This is a genomic window from Ruegeria sp. AH3, from assembly GCF_056536265.1.
The window spans coordinates 2,889,407-2,914,941 of sequence record NZ_JBQFJL010000001.1 but is presented as its reverse complement, the minus strand read 5'-3'; the positions used below and the strand labels follow the sequence as shown (position 1 = coordinate 2,914,941).

Sequence of the window (25,535 nt, the reverse complement as noted above, 5' to 3'; positions counted from 1 at the left end):
GGTCGACACTTCCTCATGACATTTTTTCGTGCGGCGATAGCTGCGCTTTTTGTCTTGCCCGGCGCAACGGGTGCAATCGCGCAGGACATCACCCTGACCTCACATGACGGCAAGGTTGAGGTGGTGGGCACTTTGCTGGGCTATGATGGCGAATTCTACCGGGTCGACACCCAGTTCGGAGAGCTGACGGTCGACGGCTCGGGTGTAACCTGCGACGGCCCCGCCTGCCCCAACCTGACCGATTTCGTGGCCGAGATTCGCCTGTCCGGCGCATCTGTCATGGCCGAAACGCTGCTGCCTGCGCTGATTCAGGGCTTTGCCGCGCAAGAAGCGCTTGAGGTTGCGCACTCACAGGATGGAACCACCTATGCGCTGCACCAGCCGGATCGGCAGGCTCCGCTGGCCCGTTTGATCCTGCGCGCAACCGATACCGGGCAGGGCTTTGTCGATCTGGCCGAAAACACCACGGATATCGTTCTGGCCCAGCGCGAGATACGGGATACCGAGCAGGACCTGACACGTGCGGCAGGGCTGGGTGACCTGACCCATCCGCGCAGATCCCGCGTTCTGGCGCTGGACGCGATGGTGCCGGTTGTGTCTGCGGATAATCCGGTACAGCAGATCTCGGCCGCTGATCTGGCGCGTGTGTTTGCGGGTGAGATCATCAACTGGGCTGATCTGGGCGGGCCGGACGCGCCGATTGCGCTGAACCTTACGGTGCCCGGATCGGGGCTGGCACAAGCGGTGGACGATCTGCTTATGAAGCCAGTGGATGCCACGCTGGCCGAGGCAATCACGCGTCATCCCCGCAACAGCGATCTGGTGCGCGTGGTCTCGGACGACCCATTTGCCATTGGTATTGCCAGCCTTGCCGAGACCGGTATTGCGCGCGTGTTGCCGCTGGCCGGCGGATGTGGTCATGCCATCATGGCGACGCGCCAATCGGTAAAGACCGAAGATTACCCGCTGACCGCGCCGATGTTCCTGTATCTGCCACAACACCGCCTGCCCAAACTCGCGCGGCAGTTTTTGTCCTATACGCAAAGCCCCGAGGCGCAGTTGGTGATCCGGCAGGCCGGATTTGTCGATCAGTCGCCCGAAGCCATCCGCCTTGGCCTGCAGGGCGACCGGCTGGCCAACGCCATCGCAACCGGCGGCACCGAGGTCGGTCTGGACGCGCTGCAACGCATGATCGAGGTCTTGCGCCCGATGACCCGACTGTCGCTGTCCTTCCGGTTCGAGCCGGGGTCATCCCGCCCTGATGCCCAGTCACGCTCGAACATTCTGCAATTGGCCCAGGCATTGGAAAGCGGCGCTCTGGACGTGCGCAAGCTGAGCTTTGTCGGGTTCAGTGACGGGGTGGGCGGTGCCGACGCAAATACGAGGATCGCCCTGCGGCGTGCCCAGACCGTTCGCAATTTGGTACTGGCTGCGGTTGAAACCAGCATGCCCGATAGTGTCGAGATCACGACCGAGGGCTTTGGCGAAGCCATGCCAATGGCCTGCGATGACACCGAATGGGGCCGCAAGGTAAACCGCCGAGTCGAGGTCTGGGTGCAGTAACCGTCACAGATACCCTTGCGAGCGGAAGCTCAGCTCGGTCGATTTTCCGATGATCAGATGATCATGCAGGGTTAGTCCCAGCGCCGAGCAGGCATCCTGTATCCGGTTGGTCATATCAATATCCGATTGCGAGGGCGTCGGATCGCCTGACGGATGATTGTGAACCAGGATCAAGGCCGAAGCGTTGAGCTCCAGCGCGCGTTTGGCCACCTCGCGCGGGTAGACCGGAACGTGATCGACGGTGCCTTTGGCCTGTTCCTCATCCCCGATCAGCGCATTCTTGCGATCCAGATAAAACACGCGAAACTGCTCAATCTCGCGATGCGCCATCGTCGTGTGGCAATAGTCCAACAGGGCGTCCCAACCCGAGATCACGTGCTTCTGCATCACCCTTGCGCGGGCCATGCGATGCGCGCAGGCCTCAAGGATTTTCAGATCGGTGATCACGGTGTCCCCGACGCCCTTGATCTGGCGCAGCCGTTCTTCGGGCGCAGTCAGCACCCGGTTGAAATCGCCGAATGCATCCATCAGCAGCCGGGCCAGCGGTTTCACATCCTGCCGGGGGATGGACCGGAACAGGACCAGCTCCAACAGTTCATAATCCGGCATCGCGGACGAGCCGCCCGACATGAACCGTTCGCGCAGCCGCTTGCGGTGGTCTTTGATGTAGGAGGGTAACCGACCACCGGGCAGCGGCTGCGCCGGCGCTTCGTCTGTGTCGAACAGCATGGGGGCTTCGGCAAAGGCGTCCTGTGTCATGGGCCTACCCTGACGCAGAATCAGTTTCCGAATGGTTAACGCATCTCGCCGGCCATGCGCGCCGTGGCGCGGCGGACAACCATGTGCAGCACAATCGAAAACACGCCCAATGTCAGCATCGCGGCAAACATCAGGTCGGTCTTTGCACGACCATTGGCCAGCAGCATCAGATAACCCAGCCCCTGCGAGGAGCCGACCCACTCGCCGATCACCGCCCCGATGGGCGCATAAACCGCCGCCAACCGCATCCCCGAGGCCAGCGACGGCAGGGCGGCAGGGATACGAATGTGCCAAAGAACCGACCGCTTGCTGGCCTGCATCGTTCGGGCCAGATCCAGATAGCCCGGCGGCGTCCGCATCAGCCCGTCAAAGAAAGATGAGGTGATCGGGAAATAAATGATCAGCACCGCCATCGCCACCTTCGACCAGAGGCCGTAGCCCAGCCACAGCGTCAGTAGCGGGGCCAATGCAAAGACCGGCAGCGCCTGCGTGAACACCAGCATCGGCTGCACCAACACGCGCGCCGCCCGCGAATTGGCCAGCTGCAGCGCTGTGACCACACCCAGAAGCGTGCCACAGGCCAGACCGATCAGCACTTCGATGGCCGTGATCCAGGTGTGTTCGGCAATCAGCCAGCGGTTCTGCCACCAGGTCTCGGCAACGACGGCAGGTCCGGGCAGGATGAATTTGGGCAACCCGGTGATCGAGACGATGCCTTGCCAGATGGCAAGGGCAAACAGGGTCGCGGCGAGGGCAGAGAGGTACTTCATACCGCCCCCTCACGCAGCAGCCGTAGCAAAGCGCCTTGGGTTTCAAGCGTTTCAAGATCGTCCACGTGGCGCGGGGCCGGAGCTTTCGGGGGGTCGCAGGGCGTCAGACCCTGCTGCGTCATCACGGTGATCGATTGGCCCAGACGCGCGGCTTCTGCCGGGTCATGGGTGACAAGCAGAACGGTCCGGCCCTGCAGCACCTCGGCGGCCAGATCCTGCATATCAGCGCGGGTGCGGGCATCGAGTGCCGAGAATGGTTCGTCCAGCAACACGATGGGGCGGTCTTCCATCAGCGTGCGGGCAAGGGCCACGCGCTGACGCTGGCCGCCTGACAGCTCGGCGGGCTTCTTGGTCATATGATCTTGCAGGCGCATCCGCGCGATCAGGCGCTCACGACGGTCCAGATCGATCGCCTCACCCCGCAGGCGCGCGCCCAGCGAGACATTCTGCGCCACCGTCGCCCAAGGCAGCAGCAGATCGTCCTGCGCCATATAGGCCACCCGATCCGGGACCGATTGCCCATCGCTGGCAGTGATCTGGCCTGAGAATTCGGCCCCGGTCTCCAGCCCCGCAATCAGCCGCAAGACGGTGGTTTTGCCCACGCCCGATCCGCCCAGCAGGCAGGTCCACGCCCCGGCCCCAAGGGTCAGGGTCAACGGAGCGAATAGCGTCGCCCCGTCGATGGTGGCCGTGCCGCTGATGGACAGATCGGGCGCCGGGGTCATGGGGTCAGGCCCATCTGCCAGAAATTCACCTCCAACTCGGTCGCGGTGCGGAAGGTCTGGCAAAGGCGTTCCCAGCGCGGTGAGGCCTCAAAATCTGCCCCAATACGCCTTGTTAGAGCATCATCCAGAAGCGCGCCGACCGCTTTGCACGCGCCCTGGTAGTCTTCACCGGCATAGGTGCTGATCCAGTCGCGATAGGTCTCGGACGTCGCCTCGACCGCCAGCCGCTTGCCGATCTCGCCATAGCCCATGACGCAGGGCGCAAGCGCCGCCAGAAGGTCGAGCAGATCGCCACTGTACCCGGCCTCTAGCACAAAGCGGGTATAGGCGAGATTTTCGGCGCGTTCGGGGGTGGCGAACAACTCCTCCTGCGAAATGCCCGCTGCTTCGCAAATGCCGATATGCAGCTGCATTTCTTCGGCAACCAGCGCATTTACGGTGCCCACGGCAGTCAGCATCTCGGAATGCGTTTCCGATTTCACCACCGCCAGCGCCCAGGCGCGGGAGAAGTGGATCAGAAACACGTAGTCCTGCCGCAGGTAATGCAGGAACGCCTCACGCGGCAGCATCCCGTCTTTCATACCTTCGACAAAAGCGTGGCGGGTGTAGTCCCGCCACGGCCCTTGCGCCGCATCACGCATCAGCTTGAAGGCTTTGCCAAAATCGCTCATTGCGCGGTCACGTCGATGGCGATGTCGCTGACAGGGTTGATGCTGTCGATCATGCCGCTATCCTTCAGGAAGGCTTCGAACCGCGCATAGCGACCAGCCTCAAGGCCCGCAGGACGCAGCGCAAAGCGCGGCAGCGTGTCGACCCAAGCGCGGGCGTTCAGCTCGTCCTGCAATTCGGGCGAGGTGCCCGAGAAGATCTCCCAGCTTTTTTCGGGGTTGTTGACGATATATTGCGTCGCCTTCTCGGTTGCGGCGAGGAAGCGGGTCACCTTGTCGATATCCATGGTCTCGGGGTTGGCCACATAGATCAGCTCGTCATAGGGCGGCACGCCTTCTTCCTCGATATAGAAGCAGGTGCCGGGAACACCTTCGATATCCATCTGGTTCAGTTCGAAATTGCGATAGGCACCGATCACGGCATCAACCTGACCGGTCATCAGCGAGGGCGAAAGCGAGAAATTCACGTTGATCAGCTCAACCTCATCCAGCGCTACGCCGTATTTGCCGAGAACCGTGCTCAGAACAGCCTCTTCCACACCCGCGACCGAAAAGCCGATTTTCTTGCCTTTGAGGTCGGCGGGCGATTTGATCGGGCCGTCTTCCAGCACCAGCAGGCAGTTGAGCGGGGTTGCAACCAGCGTGCCGACGCGTTTCAGGGGCAGGCCCTCATGGATCTGCAGATGCAGTTGCGGCTGGTAAGACACGGCCAAATCGGCCTGTCCGGCGGCCACCAGACGCGGCGGCGCGGACGGGTCGGCGGGCGGGACGATTTCGACCTCAAGACCCTGTTCGGCGAAATAGCCGTTTTCCTGCGCTACGATGATGGGGCCATGGTCGGGGTTGATGAACCAGTCCAGCAGGACGGTCATCTTGTCCTCGGCCCAGGCGGGCGCGGCGGCCAGCAGGGCGATTGCAGCGATCAGTTTCTTCATATCTCGCGTTTCCTTTTCATTCACGAGGTTGAGGCCGCGACGAGGACAATCTCGCCCGGCCAATCCGGTTGAATCTTTTCAGCCGCGCGCCATGCACGCAGACCGGTGGCACAGCACAGTGCAAGCCGTTTGCCATTATTAGGGTCTATTTCATGCAGTTTATCCGGCGAAACGCGCGCCGCGCCGGGATGCACGGGGATGGGCGCTTCGTCGTGACTGCGCAGGTCAACAATCTGGTCATCTGTCGTCAGTTGGTCGGCCGAAAGGAAGCGAAAACAGCTGTTCGGCTCGGGCGCATCGTCGAACCGGAAACTGCTGCTGCGCAGGGTACGGCCATCATATTGCACCATCTGACCCTGCGGCGATGGCTGGATGCCAAGGATCAGGTTCAGCGTCATCTGCGCCTGCGTCGCACCGATGATGCCCACGACCGGACCCAGAACCCCAGCGGTCGCGCAGCTGGCCCCACTGTCCGGTGCGTCCGGGAACAAGGCACGCAACGACGGGGCACCGCCGCAAAACCCGCCAACATAGCCAGACAGGCCCAGCACCGAGGCGCTGATCAGCGGTTTACCCTGGGCCAGACAGGTGTCCGACAGGATATAGCTGGCCGCATAGCTATCTGCGCAGTCGAGGATCACATCCGCCTGCGCCACCATGGAAGCGGCATTCACGCTTGTTAGAGCCTGTTTTTGACCGGCAAGCTCGATCTCGCCATTCAGCGCCCGGCAACGATCAGCCGCGACATCCGCTTTGAAGCGCCCGCAGTCCGCCTCAGTAAACAAGGTTTGACGATGCAGGTTCGACAGATCAACGGTATCGCCATCGACGATCGTAATCTGCCCGATCCCGGCCCCGGTAAGCAAAGGAAGCGCCGGAGCAGCCAGACCACCCGCGCCGATGACCAGCACATGAGCCGACGCGAGGCGGGCCTGCCCCTCGGCCCCTGCTTCGGGCAGCAAGGTCTGGCGGGCGTAGCGGCTCATCTGGTGACCTCGATCCACTGACGCACGCGCGCCTCGGGGTCGGTGTTCAGGGTGATATCCGTGACAACCGAGACGATGTCTGCCCCAGCATCCAGCACACCCGGCGCACGTTCAACGCTCATCCCGCCGATACCGACCAAGGGAATGTCCCCGACGCGTGCCTTCCATTCGGTCACGCGCGGCAAGCCTTGCTGATGCCACTTCATCTTTTTCAGGATGGTCGGATAGACCGGCCCCAGCGCGACATAGTCCGGGTCCATGGCCAGAACACGCTCAAGCTCATCATCGTCATGGGTTGAAACGCCCAGTTTCAGGCCGGCTTTTCGGATAGCGGTAAGGTCGGCATCGTCCAGATCCTCCTGCCCCAGATGAATCCAGTCACAGCCCAGATCGATGGCCATTTGCCAATAGTCATTCACCACCAGAACAGCACCCTGAGCACGGCAAAGGTCTCGTGCGAGTGCGATCTGCTCGCGCACCACCGCATCGGGCTGGTCCTTCACTCGCAGCTGCACCAGCTTCACGCCCAAAGGCAGCATCCGCTGCAGCCAGTCCACGTGATCAAAGATCGGATAGAAACGGTCCAGTGTCATGACAGGAAGGCCTTTCCAATCACGGGGGTCGAGGGTTCCGCCATATCGCGCGCCTCAATCGGGTCGGCCTGATGGGCCATTTGCCCGGCCTCAATCGCGCGCATCATGGCGCGGGCCATCATCCCCGGATCACCGGCGCGAGCCACGGCGGTGTTCAGCAGAACGGCGTCATAACCCAGCTCCATCGCGTGCGCAGCGTGGCTGGGCAGTCCAATACCCGCGTCGATCACCAGCGGCACATCGGGGAATTCCGCCCGCATCGCACGCAGAGCGTATTCATTGTTCAGCCCGCGACCCGAGCCGATGGGTGCACCCCAGGGCATCAGCACCTCGCACCCGGCCTCAAGCAGGCGTTCGCCCACAATCAGATCATCGGTGGTGTAGGGGAAAACCTGAAACCCGTCCTCGGTCAGGATGCGCGCAGCCTCGACCAGTTGGAACACATCCGGTTGCAGGCTGTCAGTGTGACCGATCAGTTCCAGCTTGATCCAGTTGGTGTCGAAGACTTCGCGCGCCATCTGGGCGGTAGTCACCGCCTCTTTCACTGTATGGCACCCAGCCGTATTGGGCAGGATCAGCACGCCAAGGTCCTGAATCATCTGCCAAAACGTCTGCCCGGCCCCGGATTCCCGGCGCAGGGAAACCGTCGCCACCCCTGCCCCGCTGTCGCGGAAGGCTTGCTCCAGAATCGCGGGGCTGGGATATTGCGCGGTGCCCAGCATCAGCGGGTTGGGCAGTTCGGTTCCATAGAATGTCTTCATCCTCAGCCCCCCTGCATCGGCGCGACCACTTCAACCCGGTCGCCATCCGTCAGTTTGTGGGCGATGCGCAGGCTGGAGGGCACGAAATCTTCGTTCACAGCGGTGGCGACGCGGCCCGAAAAACCGCATTCCTCCAACAGCTCGGTCAGAGTTTCGGCCCGCACTTCGCGCGCCTCGCCGTTAAGCACGATCTTCATCGACCATCTCCGAATGTTTGTTCTCAAGCGCCAAATCAGCCACGCCTTTTGCCAATGCCGGGGCGAGCAGATAGCCGTGGCGGTACAGCCCGTTGGCATAGATTGTCCGACCCAAGCGCCGGATACGTGGCAGGTTATCCGGAAAAGCGGGGCGCAGATCGACGCCGATCTCCAGCACCTCCGCCTCACCAAAGGCCGGGTTCAACGCATAGGCCGCGCTGAGCAATTCGAGCATCGACCGCGCCGTGATCCGGCTGCTGTCCTCGGATTCGATCATCGTCGCGCCCAGCATATAGACACCATCACCACGCGGCACGATATAGAGCGGCATGCGCGGGTGCAGCAGACGCACAGGTCGCGTCAGCACCACATCCGAGCAGCGGATTACCAGCATCTCACCCTTCACGCCGCGCAGATCATGCAGAACCTCACGCGCGTGCAGCCCCCGGCAATCAATCGCGTTCTCAAGCCGCGCAGGGGCGAGTTTCTGATGAAAGGTGACGCCCTGATCTTTCAGGTCACGATATAAGTCCTGCAACGCCTGGCGCGGATCGACATGAGCCTCATCCGTGAAATAGAGGCCTTTACCAAATCCATGCAAATCAGGCTCTAACGTGGAGATATCGTCGTGCGCCACCTCCTCAAAGCCATGCGTTCGACGCGCAAAGCGGCGCAGATCCGGCAGGTCCCGGGCATTGGCCACAACCAGCGTCCCCCGGCGATCCATCCTAGTCCGCGTCGCCCACCAATCGATGGCTTGCTGACCCAGGCGCAAAACCGGCTCTTCGGCGTTTTCAAACTCACACCAAGGGGCCAGCATCCCCCCGGCCCACCAGGAACATCCATGCGGACCCGGAGAACCACCAGGATCAAACACCTGCACCCGCGCCCCGCGCGAAGACATCTCACTGGCCACCGCAAGACCGGCGACGCCTGCCCCTATGACGGACCAGACAGTCACGCGGACCAGACCCGATGAAAGTGATGCACCGGCCCGTGACCCCGACCGATCCTCAGATCATCCGCCGCCAAGATTGCGCCCTGCAAATACTCATGCGCCTGAGAAACCGCCCCCTCAAGCGAAAGGCCTTGTGCCAGTCCAGCCGCAATCGAAGAGGATAGGGTACATCCAGTACCATGCGTGTTCCTGGTGTGTTGCCGCGGCGCCTTAAATTCGTGCAACGGGCCCAATGCGTCAATCAGCAGATCATGACAGACATCCCCGGCGCCATGTCCACCCTTCATCAGAACAGATTTTGCACCCAGCGCACACAACGCCCGTCCCTGTGCAACCATGTCATCGGGCGATTCTGCCACAGATTGCTCAAGCAGGCGCGCGGCCTCAGGCAGATTGGGGGTCAATACGGTGGCGCGCGGGAGAAGAACCTCACGCAGCGTCTGCACCGCCTCATCTGCCAGCAGAGCATCCCCCGACTTGGCGATCATGACCGGATCGAGCACGACCGGACCATCAAACTCGGAAATTGCACTCGCCACCGTGTGGATAATGTCGGGCGTGGCCAGCATGCCGATCTTGATGGCCCGAACGTTCAAGTCACTGAGAACCGCATCGATCTGCGCTGCGATAACGTCGAGCGGTATACCGTGCACAGCCGTCACGGCCCGCGTATTCTGCGCGGTCACGGCGGTTATGACGCTGGCACCGTAAACGCCCAAGGCCGACATGGCCTTAAGGTCGGCCTGAATCCCAGCCCCGCCGCCACTGTCCGACCCCGCGATTGTCAACGCAATAGGCGCCATCCGCATGCTCCATCTGTTTAGGGGCAACGGAGGCGTGGAAAACGTCTGCTCAGTGTAAGACCGTTCCCTCCGCCGGTATTGCCCGGATCAGGTTCGATGGGTTGATGCAACAGCAGCTCTCAGCCCCTTGAAAGGGCACCCCAACGGTTGGCGCGGACCATCTCAGGTGGGGCGCAAAGAATCAAGGGGATTTTGCGAGGCTCTGCCTCGCGCTCCGGGATATTTGGGGCCAGATGAAGAACGGATCCCCCGCTTCATCTGGCTATGAATATCCCAAGGGAGACGCCCGAAGGGCGGCGGGGGCAGAGCCCCCTTTTTTGAAGCGGTTCAGCCCTTCATGCCATCCCAAAAGGATTTGACCGAAGAGAAGAAGCTTTTTGATTCCGGGTGGTTATCTTCGCCCAGATCGTCAAACTCGCGCAGCAGATCTTTTTGGCGGCTGGTCAGGTTTACCGGCGTTTCCACAGCCAGCTCGATGAACATGTCGCCGACACCGCCGCCGCGCAGGGCAGGCATGCCTTTGCCGCGCAGGCGCATCTGGCGGCCAGACTGGCTGCCTGCAGGGATCTGAACGCGGCCGCGACCGCCGTCGATGGTCGGCACCTCGATAGATCCGCCCAGCGCGGCCTTGGCCATTCTGACCGGCACGCGGCAATAGAGGTTTACGCTGTCGCGTTCGAACAGTTTGTGCTCGGACACTTCGACGAAGATATAAAGATCGCCCGGAGGACCACCGCGCATTCCAGCCTCGCCCTCTCCCGCCAGACGGATGCGGGTGCCGGTCTCGACGCCAGCAGGGATGTTCACCGACAAGGCGCGTTCTTTTTCGACACGACCAGCGCCACCGCAGGATTTACAGGGGTTTTTGATGATCTGCCCAAGACCGGAACAGGTCGGGCAGGTGCGTTCGACTGTAAAGAAACCTTGCTGTGCGCGAACCTTGCCCATGCCGGAACAGGTCGGACAAGCCGTTGGTTCGACACCACCTTCGGCCCCCGTGCCCTCGCAAGAAGAACAGGCAACAGCCGTGGGCACGTTGATGGTTTTTTGCAGGCCTGCATAGGCCTCTTCCAGCGTCACGCGCAGGTTATAACGCAAGTCCGACCCGCGTGCGGCGCGGCGTCCGCCGCCTCCGCGCTGACCACCCATGAAGTCGCCGAACAGGTCGTCGAATACATCCGAGAATGCGCTGGAGAAATCGCCTTGCCCGCCAAAGCCGCCACCGGGGCGGCCTCCGCCCCCCATGCCGTTTTCAAACGCGGCGTGGCCAAAGCGGTCATAGGCGGCCTTTTTATCGGCATCGCGCAGTACATCATAGGCCTCATTGGCCTCTTTGAACTGCGACTCGGCATCAGGATTGTCCTTGTTGCGATCGGGATGCAATTCCTTAGCTTTCTTGCGAAAGCCTTTCTTGATCTCATCCGCAGAAGCGCCCTTGGACACGCCGAGCACTTCGTAATAGTCGCGTTTGGACATCAGTATTTCCTTCTGCCTCAACGTAATCGGGCCGGCCCGGCAACCGGACCGGCCCAAATTGGCCCGGTTACCCGTTAGTTACGCTTGTCGTCGTCCAGATCTTCGAACTCGGCGTCGACGATGTCATCTTCACCCGGCGCTTCATCGGCGGCAGCAGGCTCTTCTTCGCCCTCTTCCGCTTGCGCCTTGTAGATGGCTTCGCCCAGCTTCATGGCCGCCTCGGTGACGTTCTGGATGCCCGACTTGATCTTGTCAGCATTGTCCGTTTCCAGCTCATCCTTGAGCGCGGCAACGGCCAGCTCGATCGCTTCGACGGTCGACGGGTCGACCTTGTCGCCATGTTCCTCGATCGATTTCTCGGTCGCGTGGACAAGGCTTTCGGCCTGGTTCTTGGCTTCGACCAGCTCTTTGCGGGCCTTGTCCGCCTCGGCGTTTTCCTCGGCGTCCTTGACCATCTTGTCGATATCTTCATCCGACAGACCGCCCGAAGCCTGGATAGTGATCTTCTGCTCTTTGCCCGTGCCTTTGTCCTTGGCCGAAACCGAGACAATGCCGTTGGCATCGATGTCAAAAGTCACCTCGATCTGAGGCATTCCGCGCGGTGCGGGCGGGATCTCTTCCAGATTGAACTGACCCAGGATCTTGTTGTCCGCAGCCATTTCGCGCTCACCCTGGAAACAGCGGATGGTCACGGCGTTCTGGTTATCCTCGGCGGTCGAGAAGACCTGAGACTTTTTGGTCGGGATCGTGGTGTTGCGGTCGATCAGACGGGTGAACACGCCACCCAGCGTCTCGATACCCAGCGACAGCGGAGTCACGTCCAGCAGAACCACGTCTTTGACGTCACCCTGCAGAACACCAGCCTGAATGGCGGCGCCCATGGCAACCACTTCGTCCGGGTTCACACCCTTGTGCGGCTCTTTACCGAAGAACTTGGTGACCTCTTCGATCACTTTCGGCATGCGAGTCATACCACCGACCAGAACAACTTCGTCCACGTCGCCAGCCGACAGGCCCGCGTCTTTCAAGGCAGCCTGGCAAGGCTTCATCGACTTTTTGATCAGATCGCCAACCAGCGATTCCAGCTTGGCACGGGTCAGTTTCATGACCATGTGCAGCGGCTGACCGTTCGAACCCATCGAGATGAACGGCTGGTTGATTTCAGTCTGCGAAGTCGAAGACAGTTCGATCTTGGCTTTTTCAGCGGCTTCTTTCAGACGCTGCAGGGCCATCTTGTCAGCAGAAAGATCGACACCGTGTTCCTTTTTGAACTCATCTGCCAGGTAGTTGACGATGCGCATGTCAAAGTCTTCACCACCCAGGAAGGTGTCACCGTTGGTCGACTTAACCTCGAACAGGCCGTCGTCGATTTCCAGAATGGTCACGTCGAAGGTACCACCACCAAGGTCATAAACCGCGATGGTTTGGGTTTCTTCTTTGTCCAGACCATAGGCCAGAGCAGCCGCTGTCGGTTCGTTGATGATCCGCAGCACTTCCAGACCGGCGATTTTGCCGGCGTCTTTGGTGGCCTGACGCTGCGCGTCGTTGAAGTATGCCGGAACGGTGATGACCGCCTGCGTGACGTCCTCACCCAGATAGCTTTCGGCGGTTTCCTTCATCTTGCCCAGAGTGAAGGCCGAGATCTGGCTTGGGGAGTACTTTTCACCGCGGGCTTCAACCCACGCGTCGCCATTGCCGCCATCAACGATGGCATACGGCACCATTTTCTTGTCTTTTTCGACTTCGGCATCATCCACACGACGACCGATCAGACGCTTGACGCCAAAGATCGTGTTGTCGGGGTTGGTGACCGCCTGACGTTTTGCAGGCTGACCGACCAGTCGCTCATCTTCGGTGAAGGCGACGATCGAGGGCGTGGTCCGCGCCCCTTCGGCGTTTTCGATGACCTTCGGCTGCGAGCCGTCCATGATGGCCACACACGAGTTGGTGGTACCGAGGTCAATCCCGATTACTTTTCCCATATTTTCAATCCCTTTCTCTTCAAGGCGATGTCCCGAGGGTTGGACCCGTTGCGGCATCCTGCCCCCGATTGATGTGCGCGACAGCACTACACCATCGCGCGTCGAGGCGTATATAAGGACGAGATCAGGGGCCTGCAAGCGTTCAGAAACGCTGGTTTTAGGGATTCTGCGGCCTTTTTTGGCAAGGTTTTGGCAAGGTTTGGGGATTCTTGAATGGCGCGGCTGCTTTTGCGTGGATTTGACATCCGCAAGGGCTATCTGGATGCGGCGGTGCAAGCTGGTTTGATTGACCTGCTGCGACCGATTCTGAAAGCTGCACCGCTCTATCGGCCTGTTACACCTTCAGGCAAGGAAATGTCGGTGCGCATGACCTCGGCAGGGCCGTTGGGCTGGGTCACGGATCGGACGGGGTATCGGTATCAGGACAGCCATCCAAAGGGCATGACATGGCCCGCGATTCCGGATGAGATTTTGGCGATCTGGCAGGACCTGACCGGCGCGGACCGGCAGCCAGATTGCTGTTTGATCAATTACTACGGCGAAGGCACCCGAATGGGCCTGCACCAGGACAAGGATGAGGCCGATTTTTCGTGGCCGGTTCTGTCAATCTCATTGGGCGATGACGCGCTGTTCCGCATCGGCAACACCACGCGCGGCGGCAAGACCGAGTCGATCTGGCTGAGCTCGGGCGATGTAGTGATAATGGGAGGACCGGCTCGGCTGGCCTATCATGGGGTGGACCGTATCCGTTTTGGCTCGTCCCGGTTGCTGCCCAAGGGTGGGCGAATTAACCTGACGCTGCGGGTTGCGACATGATGCGCAATCCGACAAGCGGGAGCCGGTTTTCGGAACAAATTGCGCGGCTGGCAAAGATCAACGCCGCGCATCCCAGCTTTTCGAGACCTGCTTACGGGTATAGAACTCGGCCAACAGCCCGATCATAGTCAAAACGATGCCGACCCAAAGCGCGTATTCCCAGCTGCTGTTGCGGGGAAAATAGTTGCGGAACACAAAGCCCCGGCACTGGTCGATGATATGAAACAGAGGGTTCCAAGCGAACATGGTCAACATGAAACCGCCCAGCGCATTGCCCACGAACATCTTACCGGAAAAGACCATGTTCATACGGCGATAAACGTTGTTCAGGATCGTCGCCGTGTTTGGAAACCACGGCTTGATCGACAGAAAGACCAGCCCGACTGCGCATCCTGTAAACCACGCCAACACCAGCATCGCAAAGGCTCCACCAGGTTCCTGAATCTCGAGCGGTGAGACTGTCACGCTGTAGACAAACAGGATTATCAGGATCGACATCAGCTGCGTATATAGCGCCCCGAAGGCCGCAGCCGAAAGCATCACCATCATGGTCATCGGTGAATGTAGTGTCATCGGATTGTTGCCAGTCCCTACACCAGAAACGGCCCCAACCGTTTTGATATGCGTGATGAACAGAAACACGCCAGACAGCAGAAACAGAATGAACTCACCCCGGATTTTTGCAATCCGTGTGCCCATGAAGGACAGGATGAAATAAAATGCGGTTGCGACCACAACCACCTGAAGAATGTTGATAATGATCGCCATCACGGCATTGGCATGCTGTGAGCGGATATTGCGCACCACCGCGTGAAAAATCAGTTCGGCCGTGGTGAAGGCCCCGCCCAGCAGTGACCGATTTCTTTGATACTTGAACACTCGACTGCTCTTTTCTGCTGCGTTGCCCGCGACTGTGGCACGAAATTCTTGCCGTTCCGTATCCGCCGCATCATAAGTCCGTCAGCAACACGGATCAACAAACCTCAGGAACGGAGCTTTTTTGTGACCTATGACGCCCTAATTCCCGTCATCCGGCGGCTGGCCCTTCAGGCCGGGGACAAGATCATGCAGATCTATGAGGCGGATGATTTCGACGTCAAAGTCAAATCCGATTCCAGCCCGGTGACCGAGGCGGACGAGGCGGCGGATGCGCTGATCTCGGCCGGGTTGCGCGAGGCCTTTCCCGATATCCTGCTGGTGACCGAGGAACAGGCGGCCTCGCATTCGGAAAAGGGTGAGACTTTCCTGATCGTTGATCCTCTGGACGGTACCAAGGAATTCATCAACCGGCGCGGTGATTTCACGGTGAATATCGCGCTGGTCGAGAGTGGCGTGCCGACGCGAGGCGTGGTGTATGCGCCGGCGCGGGGCCGGATGTTCTATACTCAGGCTGATGGGCAATCGGTCGAGGAAACCGGTGTCCTGGACAAAGATCAGCCGGGCGCTCTGTCACCGATATCAGTCTCTAAACCGGACAATTCGGCGTTGATGATCGTTGCGTCCAAGTCGCACCGGGATCAGGCAACCGAGGATTACATCAACAAATATCAGGTGCGCGACAGCAAGAGCGCCGGGTCGTCGCTGAAGTTCTGTCTGGTTGCGACCGGCGAGGCCGACCTCTACCCTCGCGTGGGTCGCACGATGGAGTGGGACACTGCCGCAGGCCATGCCGTTCTGGCCGGTGCTGGCGGCGATGTGGTGCGTTTTGACGACCATTCGCCGCTGACCTATGGCAAGGACAGCTATGCCAACCCGTTTTTCATCGCCTATGCTCCGGGCGTAGATCTGAAGGAAGCCTGATGTCTGTATTGATCGCCATTCCCGCCCGCTATGCCTCGACCCGCTATCCGGGCAAACCTCTGGTGCCGCTGACCGGCGCCAATGGGGCCAGCATGACTTTAATCGAACGGTCCTGGCGCGCGGCGATATCCGTTTCGGGCGTGGACCGTGTGGTTGTGGCCACCGATGACGACCGCATCCGCGAAGTCGCCGAGGGTTTCGGGGCCGAGGTGGTGATGACCTCGGACACCTGCCGCAATGGCACCGAACGCTGCGCTGAGGCGCATGCGGTGCTGGGCGGTGGATATGATATCGTGGTTAACCTGCAGGGCGACGCGCCGCTGACCCCGCATTGGTTCGTCGAAGACCTGATCAACGGGTTGCGCGCCGCGCCTGAGGCTGGTGTGGCCACCCCGGTTCTGCGCTGTGATGGCGATGCGCTGAACGGGTTGCTGAATGACCGCAAACATGGCCGTGTGGGTGGCACGACGGCGGTGTTCGGGAACGATCACAGCGCGCTTTATTTCTCGAAAGAGGTAATTCCCTATACCGCCGAGACCTATTCCAGCACCGACCCGACCCCGGTGTTCCACCATGTCGGTGTCTATGCCTATCGTCCCGACGCGCTGGCGGCCTATCCCGGCTGGACAAGCGGTCCGCTGGAAACTCTGGAAGGGCTAGAGCAGCTGCGGTTTATAGAAAACGGCCGCAAGGTTCTGTGCGTCGAGGTCGAGGCAAAAGGCCGTCAGTTCTGGGAGCTGAACAACCCACAAGACGTCGCCAAGATCGAGGAGATGATGGCCGCGATGGGACTGGAATGATCCATATTCTGGTCACCGGCGGCGCTGGCTATATCGGATCGCACGCCTGTAAAGCATTGGCGCAGGCGGGTTATGTTCCGGTGACCTATGACAATCTGATCACGGGTTGGCGGGACGCGGTGAAATTTGGACCCTTCGAACAAGGCGACCTGATGGATCGCGCCCGGCTGGATGAAGTGTTTACCAGATACCAACCCGCCGCCGTGATGCATTTCGCCGCCCTCAGCCAAGTGGGCGAAGCGATGAACGAGCCAGGAAAATACTGGTCGAATAACGTGACCGGGTCCTTGAACCTGATCCAGGCAGCAGTGGATGCGGGATGTCTGAACTTCGTCTTTTCCTCGACCTGCGCCACCTATGGCGACCATGACAATGTGGTTCTGGATGAGGCCACGCCTCAGCACCCCCTGAACGCTTATGGCGCGTCAAAGCGGGCCATCGAGGATATCCTGCGCGACTTTCAGATGGCTCATGGGCTGAATCACGTGATCTTCCGCTATTTCAACGTCGCTGGCGCTGACCCCGAGGCGGAGGTTGGCGAGTTCCACCAGCCTGAAACACATCTGGTTCCGCTGATGCTGGATGCCATCGCGGGTAAACGCGACGGGCTGACCGTGTTTGGCACGGACTATGATACGCCCGACGGCACCTGCATTCGCGACTACGTGCATGTTTGCGATCTGGTCGATGCGCATGTTCTTGGGCTGCACTGGCTGGAGCAGGGCAAAGACAGCCGCGTATTCAATCTGGGCACTGGATCGGGCTTTTCGGTGATGGAGGTGATCGAGCATTCCAAAGCCGTCACCAACCGCGAGGTGCCCTATACGATTGGGCCGCGACGTGCAGGGGATTGCACACGGCTCGTCTCGGGCTCGGTCCGGGCCGAAGAAGAACTGGGCTGGACGCCCAAAAGATCCACGTTAGAGACGATGATCACCGATGCGTGGCGCTGGCATCAGACCGGCGGCTATTCGACGTGAGCACACAAGACCAGCCGCTGAATTGGGTGCAGCGCTATAAGCTGCGCCTGAAACGCCGGCGGTTGTTATGGCGATCGTTTCGCAGCCGTCATCAGCTGACGGTGCTTTCAGATCGGACAAACCAGATCAAGCCGGGTGACATTCTGGCCTTCACCACCCTGCGCAACGAGATCACCCGTCTGCCCTGGTTCTTCCATCACTACCGCAGGCTGGGCGTTAATCACTTTCTGATGATGGACAATGGTAGCGACGATGGTTCGGTCGCTTACCTGTCGGAGCAGCCCGACGTATCGCTGTGGCAGACCAAAGCCAGCTACCGCGCGGCGCGGTTTGGGCTGGACTGGCTGACATGGTTGCAGATGCGCTATGGCCACGGCCACTGGACGCTGATGGTCGATGCCGATGAACTGCTGATCTATGCCCATCATGAAACACGCCCGTTGCAAGACCTGACCGCATGGCTGGATGCGCAGGATCAAACCGCATTTGGCGCGTTGATGCTGGACCTGTACCCCAAAGGTCCTTTGGGGGCACAAACCCATGACCCTGAAGCCGACCCGATCCAGATTCTGAGTTGGTTCGACCCCGCGCGCTATCGCGCCCAGCGCCAGCAGCCTTTGGGCAACCTGTGGGTTCAGGGCGGGGTGCGTGAGCGGGCGTTTTTTGCTGATCAGCCGAAGAAATCCCCAACGCTGAACAAAATCCCGCTGGTGCGCTGGTCGCGGCGCATGGCTTATGTGAACTCTTGCCATTCCGCTCTGCCGCGCGGGTTGAACTTTACCTATGACGGGCCAGAGGGGCAGACCCCGTCGGGCGTGCTGCTGCACACCAAATTTCTGCCCGAAGTCATCGAAAAATCCCGGTCAGAGAAGACGCGACATCAGCATTTTCACGACCCGGACCAATTCGGCGCCTATTACGACGGGATCATCAGCGGACCTGATCTTTGGACCCCGCAATCCGAGCGGCTGCGCGATTGGCAACAATTGCAGGCCCTCGGTCTGATGAACGCAGGGGGATTTCCGGCCACAGCGGGGAAGTAAACCGTATTTAAACCCGTTGCCTCACAAGGTGCGAAAGTGTCATAAAAAGTTAATTGTCCGGCACCACTCAGGCCCCAGGCGGCCCCGGGCAGGCACACGTATCAAAACGGGTTAGGCAGCCGCGTGAGCCTTTTGGATTCCTATCGCATGAGATTGCGGCGCAAGCGCCGTCTGCTGCGTTGCCTGCGCAAGCGGCGCGAATTGAAGGCGGTCCACAACCAGACCGCGCAGATCCGGCCCGAAGACGTTCTGTTGATGAGCGTCGTGCGCAACGAAAAGATCCGCCTGCCCTATTTCCTCGACTATTACCGCAAACTGGGCGTCAGCCATTTCCTGTTTGTCGACAACAACAGCGACGACGGCACGCGCGAATACCTCTCGGATCAATCCGACGTGTCCGTGTGGTGGACCGATGCCAGTTACAAGCGGTCGACCTATGGCGTGGATTGGTCGAACTATCTGCTGCGCACATACGCCCACGGCCATTGGGTGCTGACGGTCGATCCTGATGAGTTCCTGGTCTACCCGTTCTGTGACACCCGCCCGATCGACGCGCTGACCGATTGGCTGGACGATACCGGCGTACGCAGTTTCGGCACTATGCTGATCGACATGTACCCCGAGGGCACGATTGAGGATGCGCCCTATGACGAGGGGCAAAATCCGTTCGAGCTGGCACCCTGGTTTGACGCTGGAAACTACATGATCACCCGCAACCCGGCCTACGGAAACCTCTGGATACAGGGCGGCGCGCGGGCGCGGGTGTTCTTTCAGGACGCACCAAAGAAAGCCCCCGCGCTGAACAAAATCCCGCTGGTGAAATGGCATCGCCGCTATGCTTATGTCAGCTCGACCCACGCGCTGCTGCCGCGCGGCCTCAATCAGGTCTATGAGGAAAAGGGCGGCGAGAAAACCAGTGGCGCGCTGCTGCATGCCAAGCTGATCGACACGTTGGGCGACAAGGCGCGGGAAGAGATACAGCGCGGTGAGCATTATCGCGCCTCAGGTGAATACAAGGCCTATGCCACGCAGTTGGACTATAATCCGGTGTTCTGGAACAAATGGTCCGAGAAATATATCAACTGGCGCCAGCTTGAGATCCTTGGCCTGATGTCGAAAGGAAACTGGGCATGAGCCTCGGCATCGTCATGCTGGTCCACACCGCGCTCGACCGGGTCGAGCAGGTGGCACGGCATTGGACGGCCTCGGGCTGTCCGGTGGTGATCCATGTGGATCGCAAAGTGCCCGGGAAAACCTACTCCGACTTTGCGGCAGCCTGTGCTGACGATCCGCTGATCCTGTTCTCGGACCGGCATGTCTGTGAATGGGGCGGTTGGGGAATTGTCGCAGCCTCGCAATCCGCGGCTGCGCTGATGCTGGAACGGTTTCCGGATGTCCGGCACGTCTATCTGTCTTCGGGCGCCTGTCTGCCCTTGCGCCCGGTGGGCGAATTGATCGACTATCTGGCCGACCGTCCCCGCGTCGACTTCATCGAAAGCGCCACGACACGGGATGTGAGCTGGACAATGGGCGGTCTGGATCTTGAGCGTTTCACGCTGCGCTTCCCGTTCTCATGGCGCAAACAGCGTCGATTGTTTGACGCTTACGTGCGCCTGCAGCGCGCATTGGGGATGCGCCGCACCATACCCGAAGGGCTGGTGCCCCATATGGGCAGTCAGTGGTGGTGCCTGACTCGACAAACCCTGTCCGCGATCCTGCAGGACCCGAAGCGCGAGGAATATGATCAGTATTTCCAGCGCGTCTGGATCCCGGACGAAAGTTATTTCCAGACGCTCGCGCGGCTCTATTCCACCCATATCGAAAGCCGATCGCTGACCCTGTCGAAATTCGATTATCAGGGTCGACCGCATATGTTCTATGACGACCACCTGCAGCTGCTGCGCCGGTCCGACTGCTTTGTGGCACGCAAAGTCTGGTACAAGGCGGACCGGTTGTATCAGACCTTTCTGACCGACCAGAGCAGCGCCATGACCCCGGCGGAACCCAATCCCGGCAAGATCGACCGGCTGTTCTCAAAAGCGGTCGAACGCAAAGTGCGCGGGCGCGATGGGCTGTACATGCAAAGCCGCTTCCCACGTCACAACGCTGAGCTGAATTTAACAGCTTATCCCTATTCGGTTTTTCAGGGCTTTACCGAGCTGTTCGAAGATTTCGAACCCTGGCTGGCCAACACCACCGGTGCGCGGGTGCATGGTCGCCTGTTCCACCCCGGCCACGCGCAGTTTGCAGGCGGTGAGCCCCTGATCAACGGCAGCCTCTGCGATTGTGCCGCCTTGCGCGACTATAACCCTGATGCGTTCCTGTCGAACCTGATCTGGAATACCCGCGGTGAGAGGCAGTGCTTTCAACTCTGCCCGGCGGATACGCAGAAGATAAATGAGTTCCTTGTGCGAGATAAAAACGCCCAGATCGCAATCGTCACCGGTGCCTGGGCCGTGTCGCTGTTCCGGTCCAACATGAACTTTGCCGATATCCGGTGCGAGGCGGCGCGCTTGCAACAGCTGGAGAGCAAACAGTTGGAGCTTCTGGATACGGCCAGGGCCAGGGCGCGTATCCGAACCTGGACGATGGCAGAATTCGTGGAATCTCCGATGGATCCGCTGCAGACCATTCTTGAGGATATGGGCGTACCGCAGCCCAACCACCTGACAGAAGCACCGACGATGGTGGATCTGACCGGGTTTGGAAAGTTCCTGCAAAACCTCAAGAACCAGGGGATGCACCCCTATCTGATGGGGGATTTCCCGGTCGACGATGTGTTCGGCACGCAAGCCAAAACGTTCAAGAAACCCTATCTGGTGCAGTAATCCTGAATGACCCGCGCCTTTGACACTTTCATCGTGCTGGCCGATATGCGCACAGGATCGAACCTGTTGGAACAGCATCTGAACACGTTCGAGGGCATCACCTGCCATGGGGAGGCATTCAACCCGTATTTCATCGGTTTGCCGAAACTGGATCAGCTTCTGGGTTTCACCCTGAAAGAGCGCGATGAAAACCCGAATGCCCTGATCAAGGCAATCCGGAACGCGCCCGGCGCAATCAACGGGTTTCGCTTTTTCAGCGATCATGACGCGCGCGGCCTTTCGCCAATGCTGGACGATCCACGCTGCGCCAAGATCATCCTGACCCGTAATCCGCTGGACAGCTATCTGTCGTGGAAGATCGCGATGGAAACCAAGCAGTGGAAACTGGTCAATATCAAACAACGGCGCGAGGCGCAGGTTGCGTTCGATGCCGATGAATTCGCCGAACAACTGCAGCAGCGGCAGAGTTTTCAACAGTCGGTGCTGAGCCACCTGCAACAAACGGGGCAGGTGCCTTTCCGTATCGACTATGAAGATCTGAACGATCTTGAGGTTCTGAACGGTCTTGCTGCGTGGTTGGGGGTTGATGAGCAGCTCGAAGCGCTGGATCAGCATCTGAAACGACAAAACCCAGCGCCCGCGCTTTCAAAAGTGACTAATCCCCAAGAGATGGCAGAGGCGTTGTCGCATCAGGATCGGTTTGGCCTGCACCACATCCCCAATCACGAACCGCGTCGCGGCCCGGCTGTATCGCGTTATGTGGCCACTCCGCGAACACCGCTGTTGTATCTGCCCGTGCGTGGCGGCCCAGAGGCCGAGGTAGCGCAATGGATGGCTGATCTGGACAGGGTCGAACCGGACGGTTTGCTGACCGGGCACAATCAGAAACAGATGCGCAGCTGGATGCAGGGGCATCCCGGGCATCGCAAATTCACCGTTCTGCGCCATCCGCTGGCGCGCGCGCATTCGGTGTTCTGTTCCCGCATCCTTAGTACCGGGCCGGGTGCCTACAAAAAGATCCGCAATATGTTGCGCAGACGGTACGAGCTGCCGATTCCCGAGGCCCTTGATCAAGACGACTACACGCTTGATCAACATCGGGAGGCGTTTGCGGCATTCCTCGAAATGCTTCAACGCATTCTGGCCGGTCAGACACCGATCCGGGTCGACGGGGAATGGTGCGGTCAGGCGCAAACGCTTGAGGGGATGGCCAGTTTCGCCATGCCCGACCTGATCCTGCGCGAGGATGAGATGGCGACCGCCATGCCCGCGCTCGCCGCCAAGCTAGGCCATCAAGATCCCGTAACCCCAATCGCTGCGCAGACAGACATGCCATTCTCGCTGGAACAGATTTACGATGCGCCGTTGGAAACGCTGGCAGTGCAAGCCTACCAGCGCGATTATCTGCTGTTTGGGTTCGAAAGCTGGAAACCGCTTAACATCAGGCGCGCAGAGTGATGACCGTGCCCTCGTTCACCATCGCGTAAATCTCTTCGATCTCTTCGTTAGTTACGGCGATGCAGCCAGCCGTCCAATCCGGGGTTTTCTTCGCGCGCTTGAACTCGGATCGCAGGTTGGGCTGGCCATGGATAAAGATATCACCACCCGGATCAACACCCGCGGCCTTGGCTTGCGCGATATCGGCCGAGTTCGGATAGGAAATGCCCAGCGACAGGTGATAGCGACTGCGCGGATTGCGGCGGTCGATCAGATAGGTGCCCTCGGGCGTGCGCCCGTCGCCCTTCTTAGTTTTGGTGCCGGTCGGCGCAAACCCAAGATCGACCTTATATTCCTTCAGGATCTGCTCATTATGCAGAAGATAGAGCTTTCGCGCGCCCTTGTTGATAACCAGAGAGGTCACCTCGGGCCCGTTATATGACAAAAATTTAGGGCTGGCTGATGCACAAGCCGAAAGGCTTAGCGTTGCCATCGCCCCCAATCCAAATGCTCGACGATCCATGAGTTTCACTGCCTGCTGCTCTTTTTTGCCAATTATTATGCCAGATTTGTGCGAAACTGAAATCACTTTTTGATGTTCGACTGCTCTGCCAGGCGGCGTTCGATCGATTCCAAACGTTCGAGCACCTCGTCACGGTAAGCATCGGTTTTCACCTCATCCTCGGCATGGTGGGCATCCTGCATCGAGTTCACGATCAGACCGACGAGCAGGTTCACCACCGCGAATGTGGTCACCATGATGAAGGGCACAAAGAACAACCAGGCATAAGGGTAGATATCCATCACCGGGCGGACGATGCCCATGGACCAGCTTTCCAGCGTCATAATCTGGAACAGGGTATAGGCCGACAGACCCAGATCGCCGAACCAGTCCGGAAAGCTGTTCGAGAACAGTTTGGTCGAGATCACAGCCCCGATGTAGAACAGGATCGCCATCAGCAGGAACACGCTGGCCATGCCCGGCAAGGCCGAGATGAACCCTTCGACCACCCGGCGCAGCCGAGGCGCGACCGAGATGACGCGCAGAACCCGGAGGATACGCAGCGCCCGCAGAACCGAAAGCGCCCCGGCGCTGGGTACAAGGGCGACACCGACGATCACGAAGTCAAAGACATTCCAGCCGCTGGTGAAGAACCGGCGCCCGGTGGCGATCAGCTTCATCACGATTTCGACAACGAAGATGGTGAGGCACAGTTTGTCGAGTGTCACGATCAGCGGACCCGCCACCTCCATCAGCGTGGGTGAGGTTTCCATCCCCAGCAGAATCGCGTTGAACAGAATCACACCGGTGATGAATTTCCCGAAAGCCGGGGCTTCGATGACGGGCAGCAGACGTTGGGCGATCCCCATGCGGGTGGTCCTTATCTCAGGGCTATTTGTTTAAGACGAACCGAGCGGCAAGTTCGGTGTGTGACGACCATCGAAATTGGTCAACCACCTGTACCCATTCAAGGGTATATCCGGCGTTAACCAACATTTTTGCGTCGCGAGCAAAGGTCACCGGATTGCATGAGACATAGGCGATCACCGGGCGTTTGGCTTCGGCCAGCTCAGCCACCTGCGCCTCGGCCCCCGCACGCGGCGGGTCGAGGACAACGGCATCGAACTTCCGCAATTCATCGGGCATGAGAGGGCGGCGAAACAGATCGCGCGCCTCGGTTGTGACCTGTTTCAGGCCTTGCGCCTTGCGCCAGCCCTGATCCAGGGCTGTGGTCATCTCGGCTTCGCCTTCAACCGCGTGCACCTCGGCCGATTGGGCCAGCGGTAAAGAGAAGGTGCCGCAGCCCGCGAACAGATCAACAATCCGCTTAGCGCCCTGAGTTGCCTCGGTAACGGCCTGTAACAGAGCCTGTTCTCCGTCTTTTGTGGCCTGCAGGAAAGCCCCGGGCGGCGGGACCACACCGGCGGCGCCAAAGCGCTGCAGGGGCGGTTCCCGCATGGCAATCACCTCATCGTCCCAGCTGAGCCGGGCAAGGCCGTGATGTTCGGTCGCTTGCGCCAGCGCCAGTTCCAGCGGGCCGTCCAGCGGCTTGCCACCTTTCACCGCCACATCCAGACCGTTTTCGGACAGGGTCAGCGTCACGGCCAGCACACCCTTGCGACTGCCGCCCAGAAGGGCCAGCGCCTCGGCCACCGGGATGGCGGCGATCAGGGCGGGGTGCAGCAGATGGCAGTCGGGGATTTCGGTGATCGTGTCCGACGCGCGGCCATGGAATCCGGCCAGAGTGCCCTTTTTGGTGCGCCGCACCGCGATAGTGGCCCGGCGGCGCGAATGTTCGGGCGAGGTGTGAATGGGCCGCATCGGGGCATCGAGCCCCTGCGCGGCCAGCGCGTTGCGCACCACCGCAACCTTCCAGTCGGCGACAAAATCATCGGCCGCGTGCTGCAACTGGCAACCACCACAGGCCTTGTAATGGCGACAGGGCGCTTTGACCCGCTGATCCGACGGGGTTTCAACACGGATGTCGGACAAGACCTGTCCGTCGAGCGTTCCGCTGACCACCTCGCCCGGCAGCGTGCGGGGCGCGTAGACAGGCCCATCGGCGATGCCGTCACCCTGATGGCCAAGGCGGTTTATGGTGTAGTGCTGCGTCATGAGGGCCTGATAGCGGGGGTTTGGTCGCAACAAAACCC

General features: G+C 60.1%; 26 protein-coding genes and 1 riboswitch. Of the genes, 9 read left to right on the top strand and 17 right to left on the bottom strand.

What is annotated here, in order from left to right:
• Positions 1 to 15 precede the first annotated feature (15 nt).
• Entirely contained in the window at positions 16 to 1,563 is a 1,548-nt protein-coding gene (locus ACR3EM_RS14635; RefSeq protein WP_480471380.1) for a phosphate ABC transporter substrate-binding/OmpA family protein, read from the top strand.
• A 3-nt stretch (positions 1,564 to 1,566) separates the two neighbouring features.
• Here ACR3EM_RS14635 and radC read toward each other — a convergent pair whose 3' ends face one another.
• The 13 genes from radC to dnaK form a co-directional block, all read right to left on the bottom strand.
• Positions 1,567 to 2,322: a RadC family protein gene (radC, locus tag ACR3EM_RS14630; RefSeq protein WP_480471379.1), complete on the bottom strand. Its 756-nt coding sequence runs from the start codon at positions 2,320 to 2,322 to the stop codon at positions 1,567 to 1,569.
• A 35-nt stretch (positions 2,323 to 2,357) separates the two neighbouring features.
• Positions 2,358 to 3,092: an ABC transporter permease gene (locus ACR3EM_RS14625; RefSeq protein WP_480471378.1), complete on the bottom strand. Its 735-nt coding sequence runs from the start codon at positions 3,090 to 3,092 to the stop codon at positions 2,358 to 2,360.
• Positions 3,089 to 3,817 carry an ABC transporter ATP-binding protein gene (locus ACR3EM_RS14620; RefSeq protein WP_480471377.1) on the bottom strand — a complete coding sequence of 243 codons (729 nt, stop codon included), beginning with the start codon at positions 3,815 to 3,817 and terminating at the stop codon, positions 3,089 to 3,091. Before ACR3EM_RS14620 ends, ACR3EM_RS14625 begins: the two co-directional genes overlap by 4 nt.
• The gene (gene tenA / locus ACR3EM_RS14615) at positions 3,814 to 4,488 is read right to left on the bottom strand and encodes a thiaminase II (RefSeq protein WP_480471376.1); all 675 of its coding nucleotides are present in this window, start codon (positions 4,486 to 4,488) and stop codon (positions 3,814 to 3,816) included. Before tenA ends, ACR3EM_RS14620 begins: the two co-directional genes overlap by 4 nt.
• Positions 4,485 to 5,420 (bottom strand): ABC transporter substrate-binding protein, encoded by a 936-nt coding sequence (locus ACR3EM_RS14610; RefSeq protein ID WP_480471375.1) that lies wholly within the window; start codon positions 5,418 to 5,420, stop codon positions 4,485 to 4,487. Before ACR3EM_RS14610 ends, tenA begins: the two co-directional genes overlap by 4 nt.
• A gap of 20 nt (positions 5,421 to 5,440) precedes the next feature.
• On the bottom strand, positions 5,441 to 6,406 hold the full coding sequence (locus tag ACR3EM_RS14605; protein WP_480471374.1) for a ThiF family adenylyltransferase: 966 nt from the start codon (positions 6,404 to 6,406) through the stop codon (positions 5,441 to 5,443).
• The gene (locus tag ACR3EM_RS14600; RefSeq protein ID WP_480471373.1) at positions 6,403 to 6,999 is read right to left on the bottom strand and encodes a thiamine phosphate synthase; all 597 of its coding nucleotides are present in this window, start codon (positions 6,997 to 6,999) and stop codon (positions 6,403 to 6,405) included. The genes ACR3EM_RS14605 and ACR3EM_RS14600 overlap by 4 nt, the downstream gene beginning before the upstream one ends.
• Complete coding sequence (locus ACR3EM_RS14595; protein WP_480471372.1) at positions 6,996 to 7,760, bottom strand: thiazole synthase; 765 nt, start codon at positions 7,758 to 7,760, stop codon at positions 6,996 to 6,998. The genes ACR3EM_RS14600 and ACR3EM_RS14595 overlap by 4 nt, the downstream gene beginning before the upstream one ends.
• A gap of 2 nt (positions 7,761 to 7,762) precedes the next feature.
• Positions 7,763 to 7,957: a sulfur carrier protein ThiS gene (gene thiS / locus ACR3EM_RS14590; protein ID WP_480471371.1), complete on the bottom strand. Its 195-nt coding sequence runs from the start codon at positions 7,955 to 7,957 to the stop codon at positions 7,763 to 7,765.
• Positions 7,941 to 8,918, bottom strand: a complete 978-nt coding sequence (locus ACR3EM_RS14585; protein ID WP_480471370.1) for an FAD-dependent oxidoreductase — start codon at positions 8,916 to 8,918, stop codon at positions 7,941 to 7,943. The genes thiS and ACR3EM_RS14585 overlap by 17 nt, the downstream gene beginning before the upstream one ends.
• Entirely contained in the window at positions 8,915 to 9,718 is an 804-nt protein-coding gene (gene thiD, locus ACR3EM_RS14580; protein WP_480471938.1) for a bifunctional hydroxymethylpyrimidine kinase/phosphomethylpyrimidine kinase, read from the bottom strand. The genes ACR3EM_RS14585 and thiD overlap by 4 nt, the downstream gene beginning before the upstream one ends.
• 47 nt (positions 9,719 to 9,765) lie before the next feature.
• Positions 9,766 to 9,871, bottom strand: a riboswitch (TPP riboswitch).
• Positions 9,872 to 10,045: 174 nt separating this feature from the next.
• Positions 10,046 to 11,194, bottom strand: a complete 1,149-nt coding sequence (dnaJ, locus tag ACR3EM_RS14575; RefSeq protein WP_480471369.1) for a molecular chaperone DnaJ — start codon at positions 11,192 to 11,194, stop codon at positions 10,046 to 10,048.
• A gap of 74 nt (positions 11,195 to 11,268) precedes the next feature.
• Entirely contained in the window at positions 11,269 to 13,176 is a 1,908-nt protein-coding gene (gene dnaK / locus ACR3EM_RS14570) for a molecular chaperone DnaK (protein ID WP_480471368.1), read from the bottom strand.
• A gap of 213 nt (positions 13,177 to 13,389) precedes the next feature.
• Here dnaK and ACR3EM_RS14565 point away from each other — a divergent pair, with 213 nt between their 5' ends.
• Entirely contained in the window at positions 13,390 to 13,992 is a 603-nt protein-coding gene (locus ACR3EM_RS14565; protein ID WP_480471367.1) for an alpha-ketoglutarate-dependent dioxygenase AlkB family protein, read from the top strand.
• A 57-nt stretch (positions 13,993 to 14,049) separates the two neighbouring features.
• On the opposite strand, the gene ACR3EM_RS14560 is transcribed toward ACR3EM_RS14565, so the two are convergent.
• The gene (locus ACR3EM_RS14560; RefSeq protein ID WP_480471366.1) at positions 14,050 to 14,871 is read right to left on the bottom strand and encodes an ABC transporter permease; all 822 of its coding nucleotides are present in this window, start codon (positions 14,869 to 14,871) and stop codon (positions 14,050 to 14,052) included.
• A gap of 123 nt (positions 14,872 to 14,994) precedes the next feature.
• Between ACR3EM_RS14560 and cysQ the strand changes: the two genes are divergently transcribed.
• The 7 genes from cysQ (at position 14,995) to ACR3EM_RS14525 (ending at position 22,901) form a co-directional block, all read left to right on the top strand.
• Positions 14,995 to 15,792, top strand: a complete 798-nt coding sequence (cysQ, locus tag ACR3EM_RS14555; protein WP_480471365.1) for a 3'(2'),5'-bisphosphate nucleotidase CysQ — start codon at positions 14,995 to 14,997, stop codon at positions 15,790 to 15,792.
• Positions 15,792 to 16,592 (top strand): 3-deoxy-manno-octulosonate cytidylyltransferase family protein, encoded by an 801-nt coding sequence (locus ACR3EM_RS14550; RefSeq protein ID WP_480471364.1) that lies wholly within the window; start codon positions 15,792 to 15,794, stop codon positions 16,590 to 16,592. Before cysQ ends, ACR3EM_RS14550 begins: the two co-directional genes overlap by 1 nt.
• Positions 16,589 to 17,572, top strand: a complete 984-nt coding sequence (gene galE / locus ACR3EM_RS14545; protein WP_480471363.1) for a UDP-glucose 4-epimerase GalE — start codon at positions 16,589 to 16,591, stop codon at positions 17,570 to 17,572. The genes ACR3EM_RS14550 and galE overlap by 4 nt, the downstream gene beginning before the upstream one ends.
• Positions 17,569 to 18,615 (top strand): glycosyltransferase family 2 protein, encoded by a 1,047-nt coding sequence (locus tag ACR3EM_RS14540; RefSeq protein ID WP_480471362.1) that lies wholly within the window; start codon positions 17,569 to 17,571, stop codon positions 18,613 to 18,615. Before galE ends, ACR3EM_RS14540 begins: the two co-directional genes overlap by 4 nt.
• 147 nt (positions 18,616 to 18,762) lie before the next feature.
• Positions 18,763 to 19,749, top strand: coding sequence for a glycosyltransferase family 2 protein (locus ACR3EM_RS14535; protein WP_480471361.1), 987 nt, complete (start codon positions 18,763 to 18,765; stop codon positions 19,747 to 19,749).
• Positions 19,746 to 21,443, top strand: coding sequence for a DUF5927 domain-containing protein (locus ACR3EM_RS14530; protein ID WP_480471360.1), 1,698 nt, complete (start codon positions 19,746 to 19,748; stop codon positions 21,441 to 21,443). The genes ACR3EM_RS14535 and ACR3EM_RS14530 overlap by 4 nt, the downstream gene beginning before the upstream one ends.
• A gap of 6 nt (positions 21,444 to 21,449) precedes the next feature.
• Entirely contained in the window at positions 21,450 to 22,901 is a 1,452-nt protein-coding gene (locus tag ACR3EM_RS14525; protein ID WP_480471359.1) for a nodulation protein NodH, read from the top strand.
• Here the strand turns inward: ACR3EM_RS14525 and ACR3EM_RS14520 are convergent.
• The 3 genes from ACR3EM_RS14520 to ACR3EM_RS14510 all read right to left on the bottom strand — a co-directional run bounded on the left by ACR3EM_RS14520 (position 22,885) and on the right by ACR3EM_RS14510 (position 25,497).
• The gene (locus tag ACR3EM_RS14520; RefSeq protein ID WP_480471358.1) at positions 22,885 to 23,403 is read right to left on the bottom strand and encodes a L,D-transpeptidase family protein; all 519 of its coding nucleotides are present in this window, start codon (positions 23,401 to 23,403) and stop codon (positions 22,885 to 22,887) included. The two genes, ACR3EM_RS14525 and ACR3EM_RS14520, sit on opposite strands and share 17 nt — an antisense overlap.
• Positions 23,404 to 23,465: 62 nt before the next feature.
• Positions 23,466 to 24,251 carry an ion transporter gene (locus ACR3EM_RS14515; protein WP_480471357.1) on the bottom strand — a complete coding sequence of 262 codons (786 nt, stop codon included), beginning with the start codon at positions 24,249 to 24,251 and terminating at the stop codon, positions 23,466 to 23,468.
• A 22-nt stretch (positions 24,252 to 24,273) separates the two neighbouring features.
• A complete protein-coding gene (locus tag ACR3EM_RS14510) occupies positions 24,274 to 25,497 on the bottom strand; it encodes a class I SAM-dependent RNA methyltransferase (protein ID WP_480471356.1) in 1,224 nt (407 codons plus the stop codon).
• Between the last annotated feature and the right edge of the window lie 38 nt (positions 25,498 to 25,535).